Below are 18,459 nucleotides of genomic sequence, written 5' to 3' on the forward strand. Positions count from 1 at the left end.
CAAGTTCTCGCGGGCGTCACATGGCGGTGAAGCCCGCATACGGACGATCGGTCTAGGTATCGCGCCGGGCCGCTCCAGGCCCATGTCGGGCAAGTCATGGTGATCGCCGCCTTTCGCAACTGGAACCGTCAGCTCCGGCCGACCGGTGATGCGCCGGGCACCGGGCGAGCGCGTCTGCGGCGCGGGATCGAGATCGCACTGGCCATCGTCCTGCTGGTCCAGATCGCGCGACTGGTCTGGCTGTTTCTGGCTCCGTCTCCCGTTATCACCGCCGGTGCCGCGCCGGCGACTGTCGCTGCACCGGATTATTCCATCTTTCAGCGGTTCGATGCCTTTTTCCGCACCGGTGCGCCGGGCGCTCTGACCGAGGCGACGGCACAGGGCAGCAGCCAGATGCGGCTCTACGGCGTCCGCGCCGACGGTACCGGCGGCGGCTCGGCCATCATCGGCCTGGCCGACGGACTTCAGGTGTCCGTAGGCGTAGGCGAGGAGATCGAGCCGGGCCTGATCCTGCGCTCCGTTGCCGACGATCACGTGGTCATGGCGCGCGGCGAGTCGCTCAGCCGCCTGATGTTCACGGAACTGCCGATGGGGGCCGCCGCACCGCCTCCGCCGCCCACCGAGCCGCAGGTCGTGACCCCGCAGGGCGCGGCCCCGGCCGAGGCCGGCCAGGCGGCAGCGGCCACACCCTCCGGCCCCAGCGTCGACCCGGCGCGGCTGATGGCCCAGGCAGGCCTACGTCCACGCATGCAAGGCCTTGGCATCAACGGCTTTACCGTCAGTGGTACCGGCGACGGCTCGGCCCTGGCGGCGGCAGGGCTTCGCTCGGGCGACGTCATACTCGCGGTCAACGGGCAGGCGCTGGACAGTCCAGCCCGTATCGCCGGCCTGCGTGGCCAGCTTTCCAACAGCACCAGCGCTGAAATCCGCTTCGAGCGGAACGGTGTGGAGCAGACCACCACCATAAGGACAGGCCGCTGATGCGTTCCCGCCCCCTGCTGACGGCCGCCGTGGCCGCGCTTCTGGCCGTTCAGGCCCCGCTGGCAGCGATGCCTGCCCACGCCCAGTCGGCGGGTGGCCAGACCCTGAACGTCCAGGGTGCCGATATTCGTGCCTTTATCCAGGACATCTCCCGCTCCACGGGCCGGACCTTCATCGTCGATCCGGGCGTGACCGGCACCGTGACCGTGTCCAGCGACCGCAATCTCAGCCGGGCGCAACTTTTCGAGGTCTTTCTGTCGACCCTGCGTGCCAACGGCCTGGTGGTGACGCCGACGTCGTCGGGCGCCTATCGCATCAGCCCGGCCCAGGGCGCGGCGCAAGGGCCGTCGACCGTCGGCAACGAGCGGTTTTCGACAGAGGTCTTTGCCCTGCGAAACATCGACGCCGCCTCGGCCGCCGAAACGATCCGGCCTCTGGTCGGGGCGCAGGGGCAGGTGCTGGCCAACCCCGGGGCCAACAGCATCGTGGTCGCCGATTTCGCCGACAATCTGGCCCGAGTCCGCGCCCTTATCGCCCGCATCGACGTGGACCGGACCGGGTTCGAGGTCGTGACGCTGGAGAACTCCTCGGCGCGGGAGATCGCGGCGGTGCTGCAGTCGGTACTGGCTCCGCCCGGCGGGCAGCCGGGGTCGGGTATGGTGTCGGTGACGCCCGTCGAAAGCTCCAACTCCGTCGTGCTGAGGGGCGATCCGTCGGCTATCGCGCGCGTGCGGCCTCTGGTCGACGATCTGGACCGCCGCGCCCTGTCGGCGGACGACGTCAAGGTGGTGTTCCTGGAGCACGCCAATGCCGAGCAACTGCTGCCCGTGCTGCAACAAATCGTCGGCCAGCAGGTGACGGCGGCCAGCGCCAATGCCACGCCGCGCGAGCCGGGCACGTCGCGCGCCGGCGCGACGACCGAAGACGTCACGCCGACGTCGACCTCTGCTCCCGCCGCGCCGCTGCCGGGTCAGCGCGCCACGATCGCGCGCTTCCCGGGGGCCAATGCCCTGGTCATCTCCGGCTCGGCCGATACCCAGCGTATGCTGTCCGAGGTCATCCGCCAGCTGGACCAGCGCCGCCAGCAGGTGCTGATCGAGGCCATCGTGGTCGAACTGTCCGACACGGCGGTCAAGGAACTGGGCGTCCAGTGGCTGCTGGCGGGCGAGGACGGCGCGCCCATCGGCCTGACGAACTATTCCAACAGCGCGACGCCTCTGCTGCCCATCGCGGGCGGGGCGGCGGCGACCGATCTGGACGAGGACGATCCCCTGCGCCGTCAGCTGCAGAACCTGGCGGTCAATAGCCTGCTGGGCGCCAACGGTTTTGTCGGAGGGGCAGGGGGGCGGGTCGGCGACGGCCTGTTCGGCTTCATCATCAATGCGGCCAAGACCGACAGTGGCTCCAACCTGTTGCAGACGCCGTCGCTGATGACGCTGGACAATGAGGAGGCGACCATCCTGGTCGGCCAGGAAGTGCCGATTACGACCGGCGAGACCCTGCTGGACGGCAACTCCAACCCCTTCCGCACGACCCAGCGCCAGGACATCGGCGTCAAGCTGATCGTGCGGCCCCAGATCAACGCCGGCGGCTCCATCACCCTGTTCATGCGGCAGGAGGTGTCCAGCATCAACGGCGTCCTGACCGACAGCGCGACCGATCTGGTTCTGAACAAGCGGGAGCTGGAAACGACCCTGGTTGTGGACGACGGCGACATCGCCGTGGCCGGCGGCCTGCTGGACCAGAACGATCGTTTGGCCGTGGATGCGGTGCCAGGTCTGGGTCAACTGCCGGTCATCGGAGGTCTGTTTCGCTCGACCAGTCGCCAGCGGGGGCGGACCAATCTGATGGTCTTCATCCGCCCGACCATCATTCGCAGCGCCGCCGACGCCCAGTCGCTGGCCGCCGACCGCTGGGGTTATATGCGCCAGCAGCAGCAGACGGCCGTGCCGGACCGCGAGCCCAGCCTGGACGAGATGCTGCGCGATTATATGCGCGCCCAACCACCCGTCGCGCCGTCCACGATGATTATCGCGCCGGATGCGGTCACGGCCGAACCTCTGCCGCCCGTCGACAATCCTGTCGCACCACAGTGATACGGTGACGGCGTCATGATCACCCTGGTCAATCCGACACTGCCCTATGGCTTCGCCAAGCGGCATGGCGTCATCCTGCTGGACGCGGGCGAGGTGGCGGTGGTCGGCCTTCGCGAGGGCGCGGATCCACAGGCCTTGATCGAGACGCGGCGCGCGCTGGGGCGACCGTTGCACGTCGAGCGACTGAGCCAGGCCGAGTTCGACCGGCGTCTGTCTCAGGTCTATGCGGGCGATCACCTGACCGCGACAGATGGTGACGATCTGTCGATGCCGTCGGGTCTGGACAGTCTGATCGACGACATGCCCGCCGCCGCCGACCTGTTGGATACGGCCGACGACGCGCCGGTCATCCGACTGATCAACGGCATCATCGCCGAGGCGGTGCGGGCCGGGGCGTCGGACATCCATCTGGAGCCGTTCGAGAGCACGCTGACCGTACGCATGCGGGTCGACGGCGTGCTGCGCGAGGCGCTGTCGCTCAATCCGCGGATCACGCCGTTGCTGGTCTCGCGCATCAAGGTCATGGCGCGCTTGGATATCGCCGAGAAGCGGGTGCCCCAGGACGGGCGCATCCCTCTGGCCCTGGGTGGCAAGACGCTGGACGTGCGGGTCTCCACCCTGCCGTCGCGGGCGGGCGAGCGGGTGGTGCTGCGCATCCTCGACAAGGATCAGGCCGATCTGAGCCTGGATCAGTTGGGCATGGCCCCCGATGCGCTGGAAGCTTTCAAGGCCGCGCTCAAGGAACCGAACGGCATCATTCTGGTCACCGGGCCGACAGGCTCCGGCAAGACCACCAGCCTGTATGCGGGCCTCAGCCTGCTCAACGACGCGACGCGCAACATACTAACGGTCGAGGACCCCGTCGAATACGCCATCGACGGCGTCGGCCAGACGCAGGTCAACACCAAGGTCGGCATGACCTTTGCTACGGGCCTGCGCGCCATCCTGCGTCAGGATCCGGACGTGGTCATGGTCGGGGAAATCCGCGACGTGGAAACGGCGCGTATCGCTGTTCAGGCCTCGCTGACCGGACATCTGGTGCTGTCGACCGTCCACACCAACGATGCGGCCGGGGCGATTACCCGCCTGCGCGACATGGGGGTGGAGCCCTTTCTGCTGGCCTCGACCTTGCGACTGATCGTGGCGCAGCGGCTGGTGAGGCGGCTGTGCGGCGAGTGCCGCCGGGCCGAGCCTGCGGATGCGTCGACGGCGCGGCTGGTCGGGGTCAAGGCCGGTCAGACGGTGTGGCGGCCCCAGGGCTGCGTCCACTGCAACCAGACCGGCTATGTCGGTCGTGTCGGCCTGTACGAACTGATCAAGGTCGACGACCGCGTGCGGCGTCTGATCGCCGCAGAGGCGGAGGAAGAGGCGGTCAATGCCGTGGCCTTCGATGCGTCGGGCACGCTGAGCCAGCGGGCGCGGGCGCTGGTGCTGGATGGCACGACGTCGGTCGAGGAGGCGGTGCGGGTCACGCGTCAGGAAACGACCGAAGCCCATGACGCGGTCGCACCGGTACGTGAGGCGGTCGGCTGATGGCGGCCTTCGACTATGTGGCCGTGGATGCAGCGGGGCGAACCGTCAGCGGGGCGTTGACCGCGATCGATGAGGGCGCGGCGCGTCAGGCGCTGGACCGGCGTCGGCTGATGGCGCTCGAGATCACCCCGACCCGCCGGACGGTTCACAAGGCGGACGGCAAGACGAAAGCCGGGGGGCGCTTGAACGCCAAGACCCTGGCCCTGACCACGCGCCAACTGGCCACATTGGTCTCAGTCGCGCCGATCGAGGAGGCGGTGCGGACCATCGCGCTCCAGGCCGATCGACCCGCCGTGCGGGCGGTGCTGGAAGGCGTGCACGCTGGCGTTCTGGAGGGGCATCGGCTGTCCGAAGCCATGGGCCGGCAGGGCAAGGCCTTTCCACCGCTGTATCGCGCCATGGTGTCTGCGGGCGAGAGCTCGGGGGCACTGGAGCCCATTCTGGAGCGGCTGGCGGACGGGCTGGAGCGGGACCAGGCGGTGCGCGGCAAGGTGATCACAGCGCTGGTCTATCCGGCGGTGCTGGCGGTCGTGGCGCTGGGCGTCATCGGGGCCTTGATGACCTTTGTGGTGCCCAAGGTGGTCGATCAGTTCGACAGTATGAATCAGACCCTGCCTCTGTTGACGCGTTTGGTGATCGGCCTGTCCGAGGTGATGCAGACCTGGGGCTGGCTGGCGATTCTCCTGCTGGTGCTGGCGGGGGTCGCGATGGCGGTGGCGCTGCGCAATCCGGGGACGCGGCTGAAGGCGGACACCCTGGTGCTCAAGCTGCCGATCATCGGTCGACTAAGCCGCGACCTGCACGGGGCGACCATGGCGCGCACACTGTCGACCATGATTGCGTCTGGCCTGCCGGTGCTGGAAGGGCTGACGATCACGGCGCGGACGGTGTCGAACCGCCGTCTGCGGCTGGCCACCGAGACCATGGCCGATGCCGTGCGCGAGGGCGGCGGGCTGAGCGCCGCCATGCGCCGGGCCGACGTCTTTCCGCCGATCCTCGTTTACATGACCGCCTCGGGCGAGAGCAGCGGGCGGCTGGAGCCCATGCTGGACCGCGCCGCCGACTATCTGGATCGCGAGTTCGCCACCTTCACCGCCGTGATGCTGAGCCTGCTGGAGCCTGCGATCATCGTGGTCATGGGCGGGGTGGTGGCGCTGATCGTGCTGTCGATCCTGCTGCCGATTTTGCAGATCAATACCCTGGCGATGGGGTGAGGAGTGAGTGAGATGATCGAGTCAAAAGCTGCCCGCAAGCGTCGGAAGCGTCAGGGCTTCACCCTGGTCGAGTTGATGGTGGTGATCGTGATCATCGGCCTCTTGGCCACCGTCGTGGCGATCAATGTCCTGCCCAGCCAGGACCGGGCCATGGTGGGCAAGGCCAAGGCGGATATCTCGGTGCTGGAACAGGCGATCGAGACCTATCGGCTGGACAATCTGACCTTCCCTGAGGATCTGAACGCGCTGGTCACCGCCCCTGCAAACCTGGCCCAGCCAGAGCGCTATCGCCAAGGCGGTTATGTCCGTCGCCTGCCCGAAGACCCTTGGGGCAACCCCTATCAGTACCGCCGCCAGAGCGCGCATGGCGGCCAGTTCGACGTCTACTCCCTGGGCGCGGACGGCAAGGAGGGGGGCGAGGGCAATGATGCAGACCTCGGCAACTGGCAGGGGTAAGGGCGCAGGCGCTGACCTGCAGCGTCGTTCCGGTTTCACTCTGGTCGAACTGCTGATGGTCGTCGCCATCCTCGGCTTGGCGGCCGGGGCCGTGGTGCTGTCCGTGCCTGACCCGCGACCGCCCGTAGGGGCTGAAGCCGAGCGGTTCGCCGCGCGGCTGGTGCGAGCGCGCGAGGAGGCGGTGCTGACCAATCGGTCCATCGCAGTGGAGGCGACGGCGCGCGGTTACGGCTTCAGCCAGTTCGACGGCCTAGAATGGAGGCCGCTGACGGACGGCCCGTTCGGCGACGAAATCTGGCAGGCGGAAACCTCGGCGGACCTGCCCAATGCCACGCTGCGGGTCGTCTTCGATCCCACCGGGGCGAGCGAACCGGCGACTGTCACCCTGTCGCGCGACGGGCAAGCCAGCACCGTATCCGTCGATGGCGCGGGTGAGGTGTCTGTCGATGACTAGCCCATCGCGCCAGGGCTTCACCCTGATCGAACTGCTGGTCGCCCTGGCGGTCTTCAGCTTAGCGGCCATGGCGCTGCTTAATCTTGCTGGAGAGAACACGCGGTCGCAGGCGCGGGTCGAGGATCGCACTTTGGGCGGCATCGTGGCCGAAAACCTGGCGGTCCAGGCGGCGATCGCACCCAATCTGGCCGAGGGCGAAACGTCCGGTCAGACGACGCTGGCAGGGCGAAGCTGGCGCTGGGCGCAGACCGTGTCGGCGACGGACGATCCGGACATTCAAAGGGTCGTCATCCGCGTTTCCACCGAGGAGGGTCAGGCGGCAGATCGCACCCTGTTCCGGGCTAGAGCAGGATGAAGCGCTCAGGATTCACCTTGGTTGAAGTGCTCATCTCCCTGCTGATCTTTGCCCTGATCGCGGCAGCGGGTGCGGCTGTGCTGAGCCTGTCGATCGACAACAAGTTCGCCATCAAGGCCGCGTCGGACCGGACGGCGGACCTGCAACGGACGCGGGCCCTTCTCAGGGCCGATCTGGGTCAAGCGACGGCGCGGCGTACGCGCGGGCCGACCGGGCGCCCGCAGCAGCAGCCGATCACAGGAGCCATTCAGGCGGGCGATGCCGCCCTGACCCTGACCCGCGCAGGATGGAGCAATCCGGGGGATCAGGCGCGGCCCTCCTTGCAGCGGGTCGAATACCGTCTGGTCGAGGATCGGCTGGAGCGGCGGGTGTCCGACTATCTGGACGGCGCGCGGCCGGGTCCGCCGCAAGTCCTGTACGAGGGGGTCAGCGGCCTGAGCGTGACCTTTCTCAAGGACGGCACCGAGGCCCCGGCCTTCAACAGCCGTCTGGACAGCCCGATGCCTGATGCGGTGCGGGTGGTGATGACGCTGCAAGGCTATGGGCCGATCGATCAGCTGTTCCTGGTCGGGGGCGGGCGATGAGGCCGTGCAGGGACAGAAGGCACCGCGAGGGTATGGCCCTGCTGACGGTGCTGCTGCTGGTCGCCGTCATGTCGGTGATCGCGGTGGCCGTGCTGGACGACGTGCGGTTCTCGGTGCGTCGCGCGACCAATGCGGACACCCAGACCCAGGCGCAGTGGTATGCCGATGGGGCCGAGGCGCTGGCCCGCCGACAGGTGGCCCGCCTGTTGACGCTCAGCCCGACGCGGACGCCGCTGGAGCCGGAGTGGAATGGGCGGGTGCTGTCCTTTCCGATTGAGGAAGGGACGATCACCGCCGTCGTTCGTGACGGCCAGGCCTGCTTCAACCTGAACAGCGTGGTCGAGGGGTTTGGCGAGGATCTGATCGCGAGACCCCAGGGCATGGCACAATTCATGGCGCTGGGCCGGGCCTTGGGTCTGGGTGAAAGCCGGATGCGCCCGGTGGCCGAGGCGCTGGCCGACTGGCTGGATGCGGATACGACCGCCCTGCCACTGGGCGCCGAGGACGGGGCCTATGCGGGACGAGCCGAACCTTATCGGACCGGCGGGGTATTTCTGGCCGAGGTCAGCGAACTGAGGGCCATCAAGGGTGTGGATGCGGACCTGTACCGCCGCCTGCGCCCGCATGTGTGTGCCCTGCCGGTCAGTCGGCTGTCGCCGATCAATGTGAACACCCTGGGGCCAGAGGATGCGCCGCTGCTGGTCATGCTGACCGACGGCAAACTGGGGCTGGAGGCGGCGCGGGGTGTGATCGCCCGACGACCGGCCGAGGGTTGGGCCGATACCACCGCCTTCTGGAGCCAGCCCGCCCTGACCGGTCTGGTCGTGCCGCAGGAAGCGCGCGAGCAGGTGACCGTCCTGACCCGCTTCTTCGACCTCAGGATCGACGTTGACTATGGCGGCACCCGCGCCGTGCGTACCGCCCTGTTGCATGCGCCGCCCGAGGGCGGGGCGCGAACCGTGATCCAGCGCTGGACCCTTGAAGAATGAGCCGAACCCGACTGATCCTCATCCCGGCCTTGGCGACCGAGCCGGCCCCTTATCTGATCCTCGATGCGGGCGGCAGCGTGCTGCAGCGTGGACGTCTGGCGCTGGAGGCGAGCGAGACGCCGCCACCGATGCGCACCGTCGCGATCGCGCCGGGAGGGGACGTGTCGGTCCGCTGGCTGGACCTGCCTGTGGGGGGCGCGACCCAGGTCCGCGCGGCGGCCCTTTGGACCTTGCGCGACGATCTGGCGGCAACGCCGGATCGGGTGTCGGTCTCACTCGGGCGCGCGATGCCCGCGGGTGAGCCGCGCATGGTGGTGGTGGCCAGTCGGGCCTTGGTCGAGGCTTGGGGTGATTATCTGGACGCACTGGGCGTTAAGGCCGATGTGATTCTGCCTGACATGCTGACGCTGGAGGCTCCGGAGGCGGAGGACGGTCTCGCCGCCGTCACCTTCGGTACGGGGCTGGCGCTTCGGGGGCATCGGTTCGCGGCGACAATCCAGCCTGACTTGCTCGATCTGATTGCCGGTGATCGTGTGGTGCATCCGGTATCGGAAGAGGCTGAGGTCGAACGACTGATGATCGCGGCGGCCTTGTCGCCGGAAGTCAATCTGCTGGACGCGGTTGGGCGGGAGAAGACCGCAGGTCGGCGCGGCTGGCGACTGGCTGCGGGTTTGGCGGCCGCGGTCCTGGTATCGCCGCTGATCCTGACCGCGGCGCAGGCGGCGCGCGATACGGGTGCAGCCCGTCAGGCGGAAGCGCAAACCGTGGAGATGATCGCCCAGGTTTCGCCAGAGGCCGCCGGCGCGCCCGACCCGGTCGCGGCCTTCCGGCAGAAAGCCGCGACGGCCCCGCCGCCCGGAGGCATCACATCCGCCGCCGCCGTGCTGTTCGCCGCCGTCGAGCAGGTCGAGCGGGCGGAACTGGACATCTTCGTCTCGGACCCGGAAGGCGGCGTGCGCGCCACGATCAGCTATCCCGCCTATCAGGACCTGGACGCCCTCAAAAGCGCCGTCGCGTCGGCGGGCCTGCGGCTGAACGACACCAGCACGCTGGACGACGCCGGCCGCGTCGTCAGCGACGTCACCATCGGAGCCGCGACATGAGCGAAGTGATCGACAGGGCACGCGCCTGGTTCGATGGGCGCACCGTGCGTGAGCAGCGGATGCTGGGGCTGATGGTTTTGGTCATCGTGCTCTGTGCCGCCTGGTTGCTGATCGTACAGCCGCTGTGGGCCTGGAAAGCCGGGGCTGCCGAGCGGCGGGTGCAGGCCGAAACGGATCTGGCCTTCGTCCAGCGGCAGGTCGGGGCGCTGCCGAAGGCGGCGACGACGCCGTCGGATGCTCCGGCCATCGAGCCACTGGCGGTTCAGTCTGCCCAGACGGCGGGCCTGACGATCGTCACCGGCATGGATGCGACCGGCACTTTCGGCTTCACCGCCGCCAATGTCTCGAGCACGGCCCTTTTCGGCTGGCTGGCCGAGCTAAAATCGCGGCACGGAATCGACGCGGTGCGGCTGGATATCGTCGAGAACGCCGATGAGACCCTGACGGCCGAGGGGGCGCTGGCCCGCGTTCAGTGATCGACCACCTGCATGGTGTTCGTGCGCAGGCCGAGCTGGCGGGCGCGGGCTCGCAGTGTCTCAAGGCGTGACGCGCTGACATTGGGGTCGCGGGTCAGGATGGAGACGAACTGGCCGTCCGAGGTGCTGGCGATCATCCAGTCATAGCTGTCGCCGCGGTCGATCACCCAGTACTGGCGCTTGATGATGCCGCCGAAGAAGCTGGCCTCGAACTTGGCATTGGTGCGCGGGTCGGTGATGCGGGCACGGGAGCGGGTCGTGCTCAGCCGCCCGCCGGGACGGTCGCGATGGCAGTACAGGGCGATGTCGAAGGTGCCGTCTGCTCGCCGGGCCCAGGTCTGGTTGGCCCCGTGGCAGTTGCGCTGAGCATCGTTGGGGGTGCGCACGACCTCGTACCAGCGGCCCGTGAAGCGGTCGATGTCGATGGACTGACGCGGCTGGGGTGCCTGGGCGCTGGCGGTCGAGGCGGCCGCGGTCAGCATCAGGGCGGCGAGGACGGGCAGGGCTTTACGCATGGGAGGCTCCTTCGCGGGAGGACGTGAGTACCGTGCCGATGGTGACAGGCTCTGGGGGCAGGGGCGGGCGGCCATTGAAGCGGAAGCCCTTGGCAACAATCTTGACCGCCTCCCAGTGAATGCCCGCCATAACCTTGAGCGTCAGCAACGGATGGGTGGCCCAGGCGTGAAGCAGCGCCTTGTCGGTCAGTTCTCGTCGCTGCCCTGCGAAGGCGGCGGTCAGGACCGGGCCTGTGTCGTCGCGGACCTGGATGGTGATCCTGACGTCCTCGCCCGGCGGGGCGACGTCGAAGACATAGGTCAGGTCCATGTCCATGAAGGGCGAGACGTAGAACCGCTTGGGCGCAGTCTGCTGCACGGGGTCCGGGCCATCCTCAGGTGTCGCGATCAGATAGCTGTGGCGCTGGCCGAACGTGTTGCGAACCTCGTAGAGGATGGCCGTCAGTCGCTCGTCGCCATCATGACAGAAGTAGACGCTGAGCGGGTTGAAGCCGTAACCGAGCACGCGCGGCATGCAGAGCAGGCGGATCGGGCCGCCGCCATCAACGCCCGCCTTGGTCAGTCGGGCAGAGACGTAGGCTTTCAGATCGTCATGCGCCTTGTCGCCATGGTCGCGGGCGCGGAAAGACATCAGGCCCAAGCGGCCCGGACGCAGCAGCTTGAGCCTGGCGAACAGGCCGGGAATCTCGTCCAGATCCAGCAGCAGCATGAAGACGCGATAGCGAAGCGCATGCGTCTTCGGCCTGAACCGGCGATGCGTCACCGGGCCGACATAGAGGGCGGACGCCTTGGTCATGCCACCTGTCGGACGGGATCGGCTGCGGCCGATAGCTGAATGCGTCCGCTCTCATCCTCGACGGTCCAGGGGCGGCGGACGCCCCCCAGATGCTCGGCCACGGCCAGGCCGGATTGCAGGCCGTCCTCATGGAAACCGGCACCGAAATAGGCCCCGCAGAACCAGACGCCGCCCTGGCCTTGTAGCGACCAGAGTTCCGACTGAGCCTTCAGAGCTCCTGCATCGAAGTGGGGGTGCTCGTAGTGCTCGGTGGCATAGGTGAGCTCAGGGGCGGGCGGCGTATGCGGGTTCAGGGTGACGAACAAGTCGGGCGCGTTCTTCAGGCTCTGAAGATGATTCATCCAGTAGCTGACGCCGCCTGATCCGGGCTCGGAGCGATGTCCCATGTGATTCCAGCTGGCCCAGGCACGCTCGCGCTTCGGCATCAGGCGGCGGTCGCCGTGCAGCACGGCAGTGTTCGGCGTGTAGCGGAAGGCCCCCAGGACGCGCCGTTCGTCGGCGGTGGCGTCGGCCAGCAGGGCCAGGGTCGTCGGGGCGTGGGTGGCGAAGACGACCTGATCGAACATCTGGTGTGGTCCGTTGCGGTGATCGATGCGGACCTGACCATCGGCGCGGGTCACGGCGACGATGTCGGCGTTCAGATGCACGTGGCCGGCGAAGTCGGCGGCGATAGCGTCGACATAGGATCGGCTTCCGCCATCGACCGTGCGCCAGGTCCGGCGACCGACGAATTTCATCAGGTCGTGGTTCTGGAAGAAGCGGATGAAGGCGGCGGCGGGGTGGTCGCCGATCCCTTCGACCGAGGCTGACCAGATGGCGGCGGCCATTGGCAGCAGATGATCTTCCTGAAGCGCCACGCCATAGCGATGGGTGCGAAGGTATTCCGACAGCGATATCACGGGGTCCAGCGTCGCCAGATGGCCCGGTGCCGTGCGGTAGAACCGGTTCAGATCGGCCAGCATGGACCAGAAGCGCGGCCTCAGCAGCGCTTCGGGCTGAGCGAAGTTGGAGGCCAGGCTGCGGCTACCGTACTCCAGATCGCCGTCGTCCAACGATACGGCCAAGGACATGTCGGCATGTTTGGTCGGCACCTTCAGATGCGCGAACAGGGCGGTCAGATTGGGATAGTTGACCTCATTGTAGACGATAAAGCCGGTATCCACGGCCACGCCGTTGCAGTCGACGGTATTGGCGTGTCCGCCCAGGCGACCTGCAGATTCGAACAGGGTGACGTCATGCCGCTTGCCCAGCAGCCAGGCACACGACAGGCCTGAGATGCCCGCACCGATCACGGCCACGCGCAGTGGTTTTGTCGTGGGTTGAGGCGGTGAGGGCGGCAGGCTTTCGAACATCAAATCGGTCTCCGGCGGGTAGTCTGCGCAGATGCGCTAGGCATGTTCGATATACGGTGCTGCAATCCTGCGGGATGCGATGCATCCTCGCGCGACTTTGCGCGTAACTGTCACGCTCAAACTTCTCAAGGATCAAACTGTCTTGCTGATTGCCCTCGCACTGGCCTTTGCCTTCATGGCCCTGACGATGACGCTGGCCTGGTGGACGGTGCTGAAGACCCGCAACGGGGGATGGACCGATGTCTTCTGGACATTTGGCACGGGTATCGCCGGCGTGCTGGTCAGTTTGACGCCATGGATGGGCGTGCCAGGGCCGCGTCAATGGTTGGTCGCGGTGCTGGTGGCCGTCTGGTCGATCCGGCTGGGCAGCTACATCGCCGGACGCGTGGGGGGAGGGCATTCCGATCCGCGCTATGTCGCCTTGACCGAGGAATGGGGCTCAAATTTTTCACGCAATCTCTACGGCTTGGCCATCGTGCAGGCTCCGGCGACGACCCTGCTGTGTGTTTCGATCGCGGCGGCGGCGCTGAGGCCCGGCGATTCCCTGCTGCTGACGGACTATCTGGGCGCGCTCATCCTGCTGGTCGGCATCGGCGGCGAGGCGCTGGCGGACGAACAGATGCGCCGGTTCCGGGCCGATCCCTCGAACAAGGGCAAGGTCATGGATCGCGGCCTGTGGGGTCTGTCGCGCCATCCCAACTATTTGTTCGAATGGATCATCTGGCTGGCCTACCCGGTCATCGCGATCGATCTGAGCGGCGGCTGGGTCGCAGGCTGGGCCGCGCTGGTCGCGCCGGTCGTGATGTATGTGATCCTTCGTTACATGACCGGCGTGCCGCCGCTGGAGAAGGTCATGCTGAAGTCGCGCGGCGACGCTTACCGAGACTACCAATCCCGCGTCGGGGCCCTGCTGCCCCGCCTGAACGTGTTTTCCGAGGACCGCGCCTGAAATGAGCCTGCTTGATCGCCTGAACAGTCTGCAGGACGCGCCCGCGCCCGACTTCATCACCCGCCCAGCCATTGCCGCCTTCGTGGCCAATGCCCGCAAGCAGATGGCGACGGTGCAACCGGGAGCGGAAAAGGCCTTTGCAGAGGAGATGGCTCAGCGTCCGGTGGCAGAGTACACCGAGGCGGCCAACGCCCAGCATTACGAACTTCCGGCCCGGTTCTTCGAACTGGCCCTGGGGCCGAACCGAAAATACTCCAGCGCCTTCTATGACGCCGCCAACTCCACGCTTGCGGATGCAGAGGTCAGCGCCCTGCGTCAGACGTGTGAGCACGCCGACTTGCGGGACGGTCAGGACATCTTGGAACTGGGTTGCGGCTGGGGATCGCTGTCGCTGTGGATGGCGCGGCATTATCCGGCCTCGACCATCACTGCGGTGTCAAATTCACGCAGTCAGAAGGCGGCCATCGATGCCGAGGCGGCACGGCTGGGGCTGACCAATCTGACGATCGTTACCGCCGACATGAACGTATTCCAGACGGAGAAGCGCTTCGATCGAATCGTGTCTGTCGAGATGTTCGAACACATGGCCAACTGGCGCGAACTGCTGGGCCGGGTGCGGACGTGGCTGAAGCCCGATGGGAGGGTCTTCATCCATGTGTTCAGCCATGTGACGACGCCCTACCGCTTCGAGGTGTCGGATAAGGCCGACTTCATCGCCCAGCATTTCTTCACCGGCGGGATCATGCCCAGCCACGGCCTGATGCGGCAGTATCCGGACCTGTTCGAGGTCGAGCAGGACTGGCGCTGGAGCGGCACCCATTATCAGCGCACGGCCAATCACTGGTTGGAGAACTTCGATCGGAACGAGTCGGAGATTCGCGGCTTGATGAAGGAGGTCTACGGGGCCGATTACGCCTTGTGGATGCGGCGCTGGCGGCGCTTCTTCATGGCTACGGCCGGTCTGTTCGGCGACAGTGACGGCCAGGTCTGGGGCGTGAGCCACTATCGACTGAAGGGGGTTTGAACATGTTGAAGTATCTCGCAGCCTATGGCGGCTCGGCCGTCGTTTTTCTGGTGCTGGACATCATCTGGCTGACCCTGATGGGCAACCGGTTGTACAAGCCGGTGCTGGGTCCGATCATGGCCCCCAAGGTCAATATGGTCGCGGCTGTGGCCTTCTATCTGATCTATATCTTCGGGATCACGGCCCTTGCGACGGCCCCGGCCCTTAAAGAGGCGTCGCTCCAGAAGGCGCTGATCAACGGGGCGCTGCTGGGCTTCGTGGCCTATGCGACCTATGACCTGACCAACCAGGCGACGCTGAAAACCTGGAGCACGACAATCACACTGGCCGACCTGGCCTGGGGTACCTTCGTGACCACGGCGGCGGCGGCGGCCGGTTATTTTGCATCGCGGGCCGTCTCAAGCTGACTTGCCCGCCGCGCGGGGCCGTGTAAGCCATAAGGCCAAGCCACGGACGAACGCCACGCATGGATGCTGACCAGAACCGACAGGCGCTCGTCGCCAATCTTCAGCGTGTGGCGTCCGGCGACCGTGCGGCGCTCAAGGAGGTCTACGACGCCACCTCGTCGAAACTATTCGGTGTGTGCCTGCGTATCTTGGGCAGCCGAAGCGAGGCCGAGGACGTGTTGCAGGAAGTCTATATCACCGTCTGGAGCAAGGCGGACCGGTTCGACGCCGAGCGGGCCAGCCCGATCACCTGGCTTGCTGCCCTGGCCCGCAACCGCGCCATCGACCGCCAGCGTCAGCTTGGTCGCCGCAGTTTCAAGCCGATCGACGAAGCCCACGAGGTGCCAGACGAGGCCGAGTCCAGCCTGGCGTCTCTTTTGCGCGGCGAGGATGTGCGTCAGCTTCAGGGCTGCATGTCCGAACTGGCCGCCACACATCAGGCGGCTCTCCGCAGCGCCTTCTTCGAGGGGCTGACCTATCAGGATGTGGCCGAGCGCCACAATGTGCCCACCGGCACGATGAAGAGCTGGATCCGGCGCTCTCTGCTCAAGCTGAAGGCCTGTCTCGCCCGATGACCGATCAAGAATTGACCCCCGACGAGCAACTGGCGGCGGAATATGTCGTCGGCGTCTTGACGTCCGAAGAACGCGCACAGGCCGAACGCCGCATGGCCGCCGAGCCCGCATTTGCGGCAGAGGTCGCCGCCTGGCAGGAACGGCTGATGCCCCTGCTGGCCGAGATCGAGCCGGAGACACCGCCACGTGTGGTCTGGATGCGCGTCGCCGCTCAACTGGGCGTACCGGCGGCCAGTCGTCCCGCAGGATTCTGGAACAGCGTCGCCGTCTGGCGCGGTGTCGCGGCGGTCGCCAGCCTGGCCGCCGCGGTGGCTGTCGCCGCCCTGTTGCTGACACCGCCCCGAGTGGTGACCGTGCCGGGTCAGGTGCCCGCCGCCGCGCCGGTTCTGACCTCCATCGCCCTGCTGAAACAAGAGGCGGGGCCGACGTCGTTCGTCGTTACTCTGGACAAGGCCCACGACCGACTGATCGTCGCCACAGTGGCGGGCCAAGCCCAGGCCGATCGTTCGTTCGAGCTGTGGGTTCTGCCCGAGGGCCAGGCACCGGTCTCGCTGGGCGTGCTCAACGGGCGAGAGGCGCTGGTTCTGGATACGGCGAAGTTGCTGGGCCCGGATGGAGAGACCGCCAGTCTGGCGATCACGCTGGAACCTCTGGGCGGATCGCCGTCGGGCGATCCGACAGGCCCGGTCGTGGCCAGCGGAGCCCTGACGCCGGTTTAAGGTCATAGACCGGCATCTGTTTGGCGGTTGCCAGCGTAGCTTTAGCAAGACAATGCATACGGATTGCGTCGGGGCGGCTTTCCCCTATGTCGCCGTCTCGACGGATTTTTGTGGACCATGGACGGCTCAGTTTCAGATCATGACAGAATGACCGGGGCGTCGCAGAGCGACGTGTCCGCCGCGCCGGCGTTCGCACGCCCCTTCCTGCGTCGGCTCAGCAGCCTCTGGCGCTTCGGGACGATGGCTGTGACCTTGCCGGACGGCACGCGGATAACGATCGGCGGCGATGACGGAGCGGTGGGGCAGGGGCCTCAGGCGGTCTGGACCCTGACGCGATGGCGGGCCTTCCTGCGGTTGCTGACGCGCGGCGATATCGGCTTTGCCGAAGGCTATATGGCTGGCGAGTGGGATACGCCCGATCTGGCGGCCCTGTTGACGGCTTTCGCCCTGAACTATGACGCCCTGGACCAGATCATGTCGGGCGTTCCGATGCTGAGAGGTTTCAATGCGGTCGCCCACGCCCTGCAGCGCAATAGCCGGGCAGGGTCGCGCCGCAACATTATGTCCCACTACGATCTGGGCAATGATTTCTACGCCCAGTGGCTGGACCCCAGCATGACCTATTCGGCGGCGCTGTTCGATCCGCCGACGCTGACGCTGGCCGAGGCCCAGACGCGAAAATATGAAGCCTTGGCCCGCTCCATCGGCATTCAGCGCGACCACGAGGTGCTGGAGATCGGTTGCGGCTGGGGCGGTTTTTCGGCCTATGCGGCGGGAACGCTCGGGGCGAAGGTCACGGCCATCACCCTGTCGCCCTCACAGGCCGAAATCGCACGCAAGCGGGCGTTCGACCAAGGTCTGGCCGAGCGGATCGATGTTCAGTTGGTCGACTATCGCGATGTCGAGGGACGTTACGACCGCATCGCCTCCATCGAGATGTTCGAGGCCGTCGGTGAGGCTTATTGGCCGACCTATTTCAACCGCGTGCACGAACTTCTCGCGCCTTCCGGCAAAGCAGGGTTGCAGATCATCACCATCGACGACGCCCTCTTCGACAGTTATCGCAAAAGGCCCGATTTCATCCAGCTTCACGTGTTTCCAGGCGGCATGTTGCCAAGCGAAAAGGCGCTTTGGGACGCCGTCGACAAAGCCGGGCTGGCTGCTCGGGTAACTCGGCGCTTTGGCGGCGACTACGCGCAGACACTAAGGTTCTGGCTTCAGACCTTCGATGCGACTTGGCCTCAGATCGAGGCAATGGGGTACGATGCGCGTTTCTGCCGTCTGTGGCGCTATTACCTGGCTTACTGCGAGGCCGGGTTCAGGACTCGGCGCACAGACGTGATCCAGTTGGCTCTGTCGAAGGACTAAATGCATCAACTTGGCCAGCCGTATTGCCTTGGCCAAGGGGTCTGCTGCAGCCCAGGTTCGGTCATTTGCTGCCTGCCCGGACGTTTCCCGAACCGCGGTCGAGGAGACCTGGACTTGCGGTGCATTTTTCGCGAGGTCAGCCGATCATTGTGGCTAAGTCGCATTCGCCCTGCGAGGTAGTTGACAGCAGGGGCGCTCCCGACTAAATCCCCGCCTCCCGACGCGAGCAGTCACTGGCGAGTGCGGGAAAAACGCTAAAACAAATAAGCGTTTGACAATGATCGCGGCGTTCTCTACATCGCCGCCTCCGCCGTTCACCGGCGTTAAACAGTGGGGCTGGTTCTTCCGGTCGGGTCTTTGAAATCGTTGATCTGGAAAGAGAAACGCAGGCGGCGGTGTCCTAGCGACGGTTCTTTGGAACTGTCTAACGACACTGACATCTGCGGTCTTTTTGAAAGACACCATGGATTGGTC

Annotated in this window: 20 protein-coding genes; 17 read left to right on the top strand and 3 right to left on the bottom strand. The window is 66.4% G+C overall.

The window, feature by feature from the left end; all coding sequences use genetic code 11:
- Window positions 1-96: 96 nt before the first annotated feature.
- Genes ACE3TH_RS11230 through gspM form a run of 11 tightly spaced genes read left to right on the top strand, consistent with a single transcriptional unit; the run spans window position 97 to window position 10,241 of the window.
- Window positions 97-981, top strand: a complete 885-nt coding sequence (locus ACE3TH_RS11230) for a type II secretion system protein N (RefSeq protein ID WP_374599758.1) — start codon at window positions 97-99, stop codon at window positions 979-981.
- Entirely contained in the window at window positions 981-3,077 is a 2,097-nt protein-coding gene (gene gspD, locus ACE3TH_RS11235; protein WP_374599759.1) for a type II secretion system secretin GspD, read from the top strand. Before ACE3TH_RS11230 ends, gspD begins: the two co-directional genes overlap by 1 nt.
- A gap of 15 nt (window positions 3,078-3,092) precedes the next feature.
- Complete coding sequence (gene gspE / locus ACE3TH_RS11240; RefSeq protein WP_374599760.1) at window positions 3,093-4,610, top strand: type II secretion system ATPase GspE; 1,518 nt, start codon at window positions 3,093-3,095, stop codon at window positions 4,608-4,610.
- Window positions 4,610-5,824 carry a type II secretion system inner membrane protein GspF gene (gspF, locus tag ACE3TH_RS11245; RefSeq protein WP_374599761.1) on the top strand — a complete coding sequence of 405 codons (1,215 nt, stop codon included), beginning with the start codon at window positions 4,610-4,612 and terminating at the stop codon, window positions 5,822-5,824. Before gspE ends, gspF begins: the two co-directional genes overlap by 1 nt.
- A gap of 12 nt (window positions 5,825-5,836) precedes the next feature.
- Window positions 5,837-6,280, top strand: coding sequence for a type II secretion system major pseudopilin GspG (gene gspG / locus ACE3TH_RS11250; RefSeq protein ID WP_374599762.1), 444 nt, complete (start codon window positions 5,837-5,839; stop codon window positions 6,278-6,280).
- Window positions 6,249-6,734, top strand: a complete 486-nt coding sequence (locus ACE3TH_RS11255; protein WP_374599763.1) for a GspH/FimT family pseudopilin — start codon at window positions 6,249-6,251, stop codon at window positions 6,732-6,734. The genes gspG and ACE3TH_RS11255 overlap by 32 nt, the downstream gene beginning before the upstream one ends.
- Window positions 6,727-7,089 (top strand): type II secretion system minor pseudopilin GspI, encoded by a 363-nt coding sequence (gspI, locus tag ACE3TH_RS11260; protein ID WP_374599764.1) that lies wholly within the window; start codon window positions 6,727-6,729, stop codon window positions 7,087-7,089. The genes ACE3TH_RS11255 and gspI overlap by 8 nt, the downstream gene beginning before the upstream one ends.
- Window positions 7,086-7,673, top strand: a complete 588-nt coding sequence (gene gspJ, locus ACE3TH_RS11265; RefSeq protein ID WP_374599765.1) for a type II secretion system minor pseudopilin GspJ — start codon at window positions 7,086-7,088, stop codon at window positions 7,671-7,673. The genes gspI and gspJ overlap by 4 nt, the downstream gene beginning before the upstream one ends.
- A gap of 32 nt (window positions 7,674-7,705) precedes the next feature.
- Entirely contained in the window at window positions 7,706-8,662 is a 957-nt protein-coding gene (gspK, locus tag ACE3TH_RS11270) for a type II secretion system minor pseudopilin GspK (RefSeq protein ID WP_374599766.1), read from the top strand.
- Complete coding sequence (gene gspL / locus ACE3TH_RS11275) at window positions 8,659-9,765, top strand: type II secretion system protein GspL (RefSeq protein ID WP_374599767.1); 1,107 nt, start codon at window positions 8,659-8,661, stop codon at window positions 9,763-9,765. The genes gspK and gspL overlap by 4 nt, the downstream gene beginning before the upstream one ends.
- A complete protein-coding gene (gspM, locus tag ACE3TH_RS11280) occupies window positions 9,762-10,241 on the top strand; it encodes a type II secretion system protein GspM (RefSeq protein WP_374599768.1) in 480 nt (159 codons plus the stop codon). The genes gspL and gspM overlap by 4 nt, the downstream gene beginning before the upstream one ends.
- On the opposite strand, the gene ACE3TH_RS11285 is transcribed toward gspM, so the two are convergent.
- Genes ACE3TH_RS11285 through ACE3TH_RS11295 form a run of 3 tightly spaced genes read right to left on the bottom strand, consistent with a single transcriptional unit; the run spans window position 10,235 to window position 12,904 of the window.
- On the bottom strand, window positions 10,235-10,756 hold the full coding sequence (locus ACE3TH_RS11285) for a lipocalin family protein (protein WP_374599769.1): 522 nt from the start codon (window positions 10,754-10,756) through the stop codon (window positions 10,235-10,237). The genes gspM and ACE3TH_RS11285 overlap by 7 nt on opposite strands.
- Window positions 10,749-11,552, bottom strand: coding sequence for a DUF1365 domain-containing protein (locus tag ACE3TH_RS11290; protein ID WP_374599770.1), 804 nt, complete (start codon window positions 11,550-11,552; stop codon window positions 10,749-10,751). Before ACE3TH_RS11290 ends, ACE3TH_RS11285 begins: the two co-directional genes overlap by 8 nt.
- Window positions 11,549-12,904: an NAD(P)/FAD-dependent oxidoreductase gene (locus ACE3TH_RS11295; RefSeq protein ID WP_374599771.1), complete on the bottom strand. Its 1,356-nt coding sequence runs from the start codon at window positions 12,902-12,904 to the stop codon at window positions 11,549-11,551. The genes ACE3TH_RS11290 and ACE3TH_RS11295 overlap by 4 nt, the downstream gene beginning before the upstream one ends.
- Window positions 12,905-13,046: 142 nt before the next feature.
- Here ACE3TH_RS11295 and ACE3TH_RS11300 point away from each other — a divergent pair, with 142 nt between their 5' ends.
- The 6 genes from ACE3TH_RS11300 (at window position 13,047) to ACE3TH_RS11325 (ending at window position 17,985) form a co-directional block, all read left to right on the top strand.
- A complete protein-coding gene (locus tag ACE3TH_RS11300) occupies window positions 13,047-13,853 on the top strand; it encodes a DUF1295 domain-containing protein (RefSeq protein ID WP_374599772.1) in 807 nt (268 codons plus the stop codon).
- Window position 13,854: 1 nt separating this feature from the next.
- Window positions 13,855-14,877 carry a cyclopropane-fatty-acyl-phospholipid synthase family protein gene (locus tag ACE3TH_RS11305; protein ID WP_374599773.1) on the top strand — a complete coding sequence of 341 codons (1,023 nt, stop codon included), beginning with the start codon at window positions 13,855-13,857 and terminating at the stop codon, window positions 14,875-14,877.
- Window positions 14,878-14,879: 2 nt separating this feature from the next.
- Window positions 14,880-15,284: a DUF2177 family protein gene (locus ACE3TH_RS11310; protein ID WP_374599774.1), complete on the top strand. Its 405-nt coding sequence runs from the start codon at window positions 14,880-14,882 to the stop codon at window positions 15,282-15,284.
- A 59-nt stretch (window positions 15,285-15,343) separates the two neighbouring features.
- The gene (locus tag ACE3TH_RS11315) at window positions 15,344-15,898 is read left to right on the top strand and encodes a sigma-70 family RNA polymerase sigma factor (RefSeq protein WP_374599775.1); all 555 of its coding nucleotides are present in this window, start codon (window positions 15,344-15,346) and stop codon (window positions 15,896-15,898) included.
- A complete protein-coding gene (locus tag ACE3TH_RS11320; RefSeq protein WP_374599776.1) occupies window positions 15,895-16,617 on the top strand; it encodes an anti-sigma factor domain-containing protein in 723 nt (240 codons plus the stop codon). The genes ACE3TH_RS11315 and ACE3TH_RS11320 overlap by 4 nt, the downstream gene beginning before the upstream one ends.
- Before the next feature lie 147 nt (window positions 16,618-16,764).
- A complete protein-coding gene (locus ACE3TH_RS11325; protein ID WP_374599777.1) occupies window positions 16,765-17,985 on the top strand; it encodes a class I SAM-dependent methyltransferase in 1,221 nt (406 codons plus the stop codon).
- The last annotated feature ends 474 nt before the right edge of the window (window positions 17,986-18,459 follow it).

Source organism: Brevundimonas sp. (assembly GCF_041919755.1).
Taxonomy (GTDB): Bacteria; Pseudomonadota; Alphaproteobacteria; order Caulobacterales; family Caulobacteraceae; genus Brevundimonas.

Excerpts from the sequence above, each read along its gene's own strand:
- ACE3TH_RS11255 (WP_374599763.1), top strand. The coding sequence starts at position 6,249 with ATGATGCAGACCTCGGCAACTGGCAGGGGTAAGGGCGCAGGCGCTGAC.
- ACE3TH_RS11315 (WP_374599775.1), top strand. The coding sequence starts at position 15,344 with ATGGATGCTGACCAGAACCGACAGGCGCTCGTCGCCAATCTTCAGCGT.
- gspG (WP_374599762.1), top strand. The coding sequence starts at position 5,837 with ATGATCGAGTCAAAAGCTGCCCGCAAGCGTCGGAAGCGTCAGGGCTTC.
- gspJ (WP_374599765.1), top strand. The coding sequence starts at position 7,086 with ATGAAGCGCTCAGGATTCACCTTGGTTGAAGTGCTCATCTCCCTGCTG.
- gspL (WP_374599767.1), top strand. The coding sequence starts at position 8,659 with ATGAGCCGAACCCGACTGATCCTCATCCCGGCCTTGGCGACCGAGCCG.
- gspF (WP_374599761.1), top strand. The coding sequence starts at position 4,610 with ATGGCGGCCTTCGACTATGTGGCCGTGGATGCAGCGGGGCGAACCGTC.
- gspD (WP_374599759.1), top strand. The coding sequence starts at position 981 with ATGCGTTCCCGCCCCCTGCTGACGGCCGCCGTGGCCGCGCTTCTGGCC.
- ACE3TH_RS11285 (WP_374599769.1), bottom strand. The coding sequence starts at position 10,756 with ATGCGTAAAGCCCTGCCCGTCCTCGCCGCCCTGATGCTGACCGCGGCC.
- ACE3TH_RS11295 (WP_374599771.1), bottom strand. The coding sequence starts at position 12,904 with ATGTTCGAAAGCCTGCCGCCCTCACCGCCTCAACCCACGACAAAACCA.
- gspI (WP_374599764.1), top strand. The coding sequence starts at position 6,727 with ATGACTAGCCCATCGCGCCAGGGCTTCACCCTGATCGAACTGCTGGTC.
- ACE3TH_RS11290 (WP_374599770.1), bottom strand. The coding sequence starts at position 11,552 with ATGACCAAGGCGTCCGCCCTCTATGTCGGCCCGGTGACGCATCGCCGG.
- gspM (WP_374599768.1), top strand. The coding sequence starts at position 9,762 with ATGAGCGAAGTGATCGACAGGGCACGCGCCTGGTTCGATGGGCGCACC.
- ACE3TH_RS11305 (WP_374599773.1), top strand. The coding sequence starts at position 13,855 with ATGAGCCTGCTTGATCGCCTGAACAGTCTGCAGGACGCGCCCGCGCCC.
- gspK (WP_374599766.1), top strand. The coding sequence starts at position 7,706 with ATGGCCCTGCTGACGGTGCTGCTGCTGGTCGCCGTCATGTCGGTGATC.
- ACE3TH_RS11325 (WP_374599777.1), top strand. The coding sequence starts at position 16,765 with ATGACCGGGGCGTCGCAGAGCGACGTGTCCGCCGCGCCGGCGTTCGCA.
- gspE (WP_374599760.1), top strand. The coding sequence starts at position 3,093 with ATGATCACCCTGGTCAATCCGACACTGCCCTATGGCTTCGCCAAGCGG.
- ACE3TH_RS11230 (WP_374599758.1), top strand. The coding sequence starts at position 97 with ATGGTGATCGCCGCCTTTCGCAACTGGAACCGTCAGCTCCGGCCGACC.
- ACE3TH_RS11320 (WP_374599776.1), top strand. The coding sequence starts at position 15,895 with ATGACCGATCAAGAATTGACCCCCGACGAGCAACTGGCGGCGGAATAT.
- ACE3TH_RS11310 (WP_374599774.1), top strand. The coding sequence starts at position 14,880 with ATGTTGAAGTATCTCGCAGCCTATGGCGGCTCGGCCGTCGTTTTTCTG.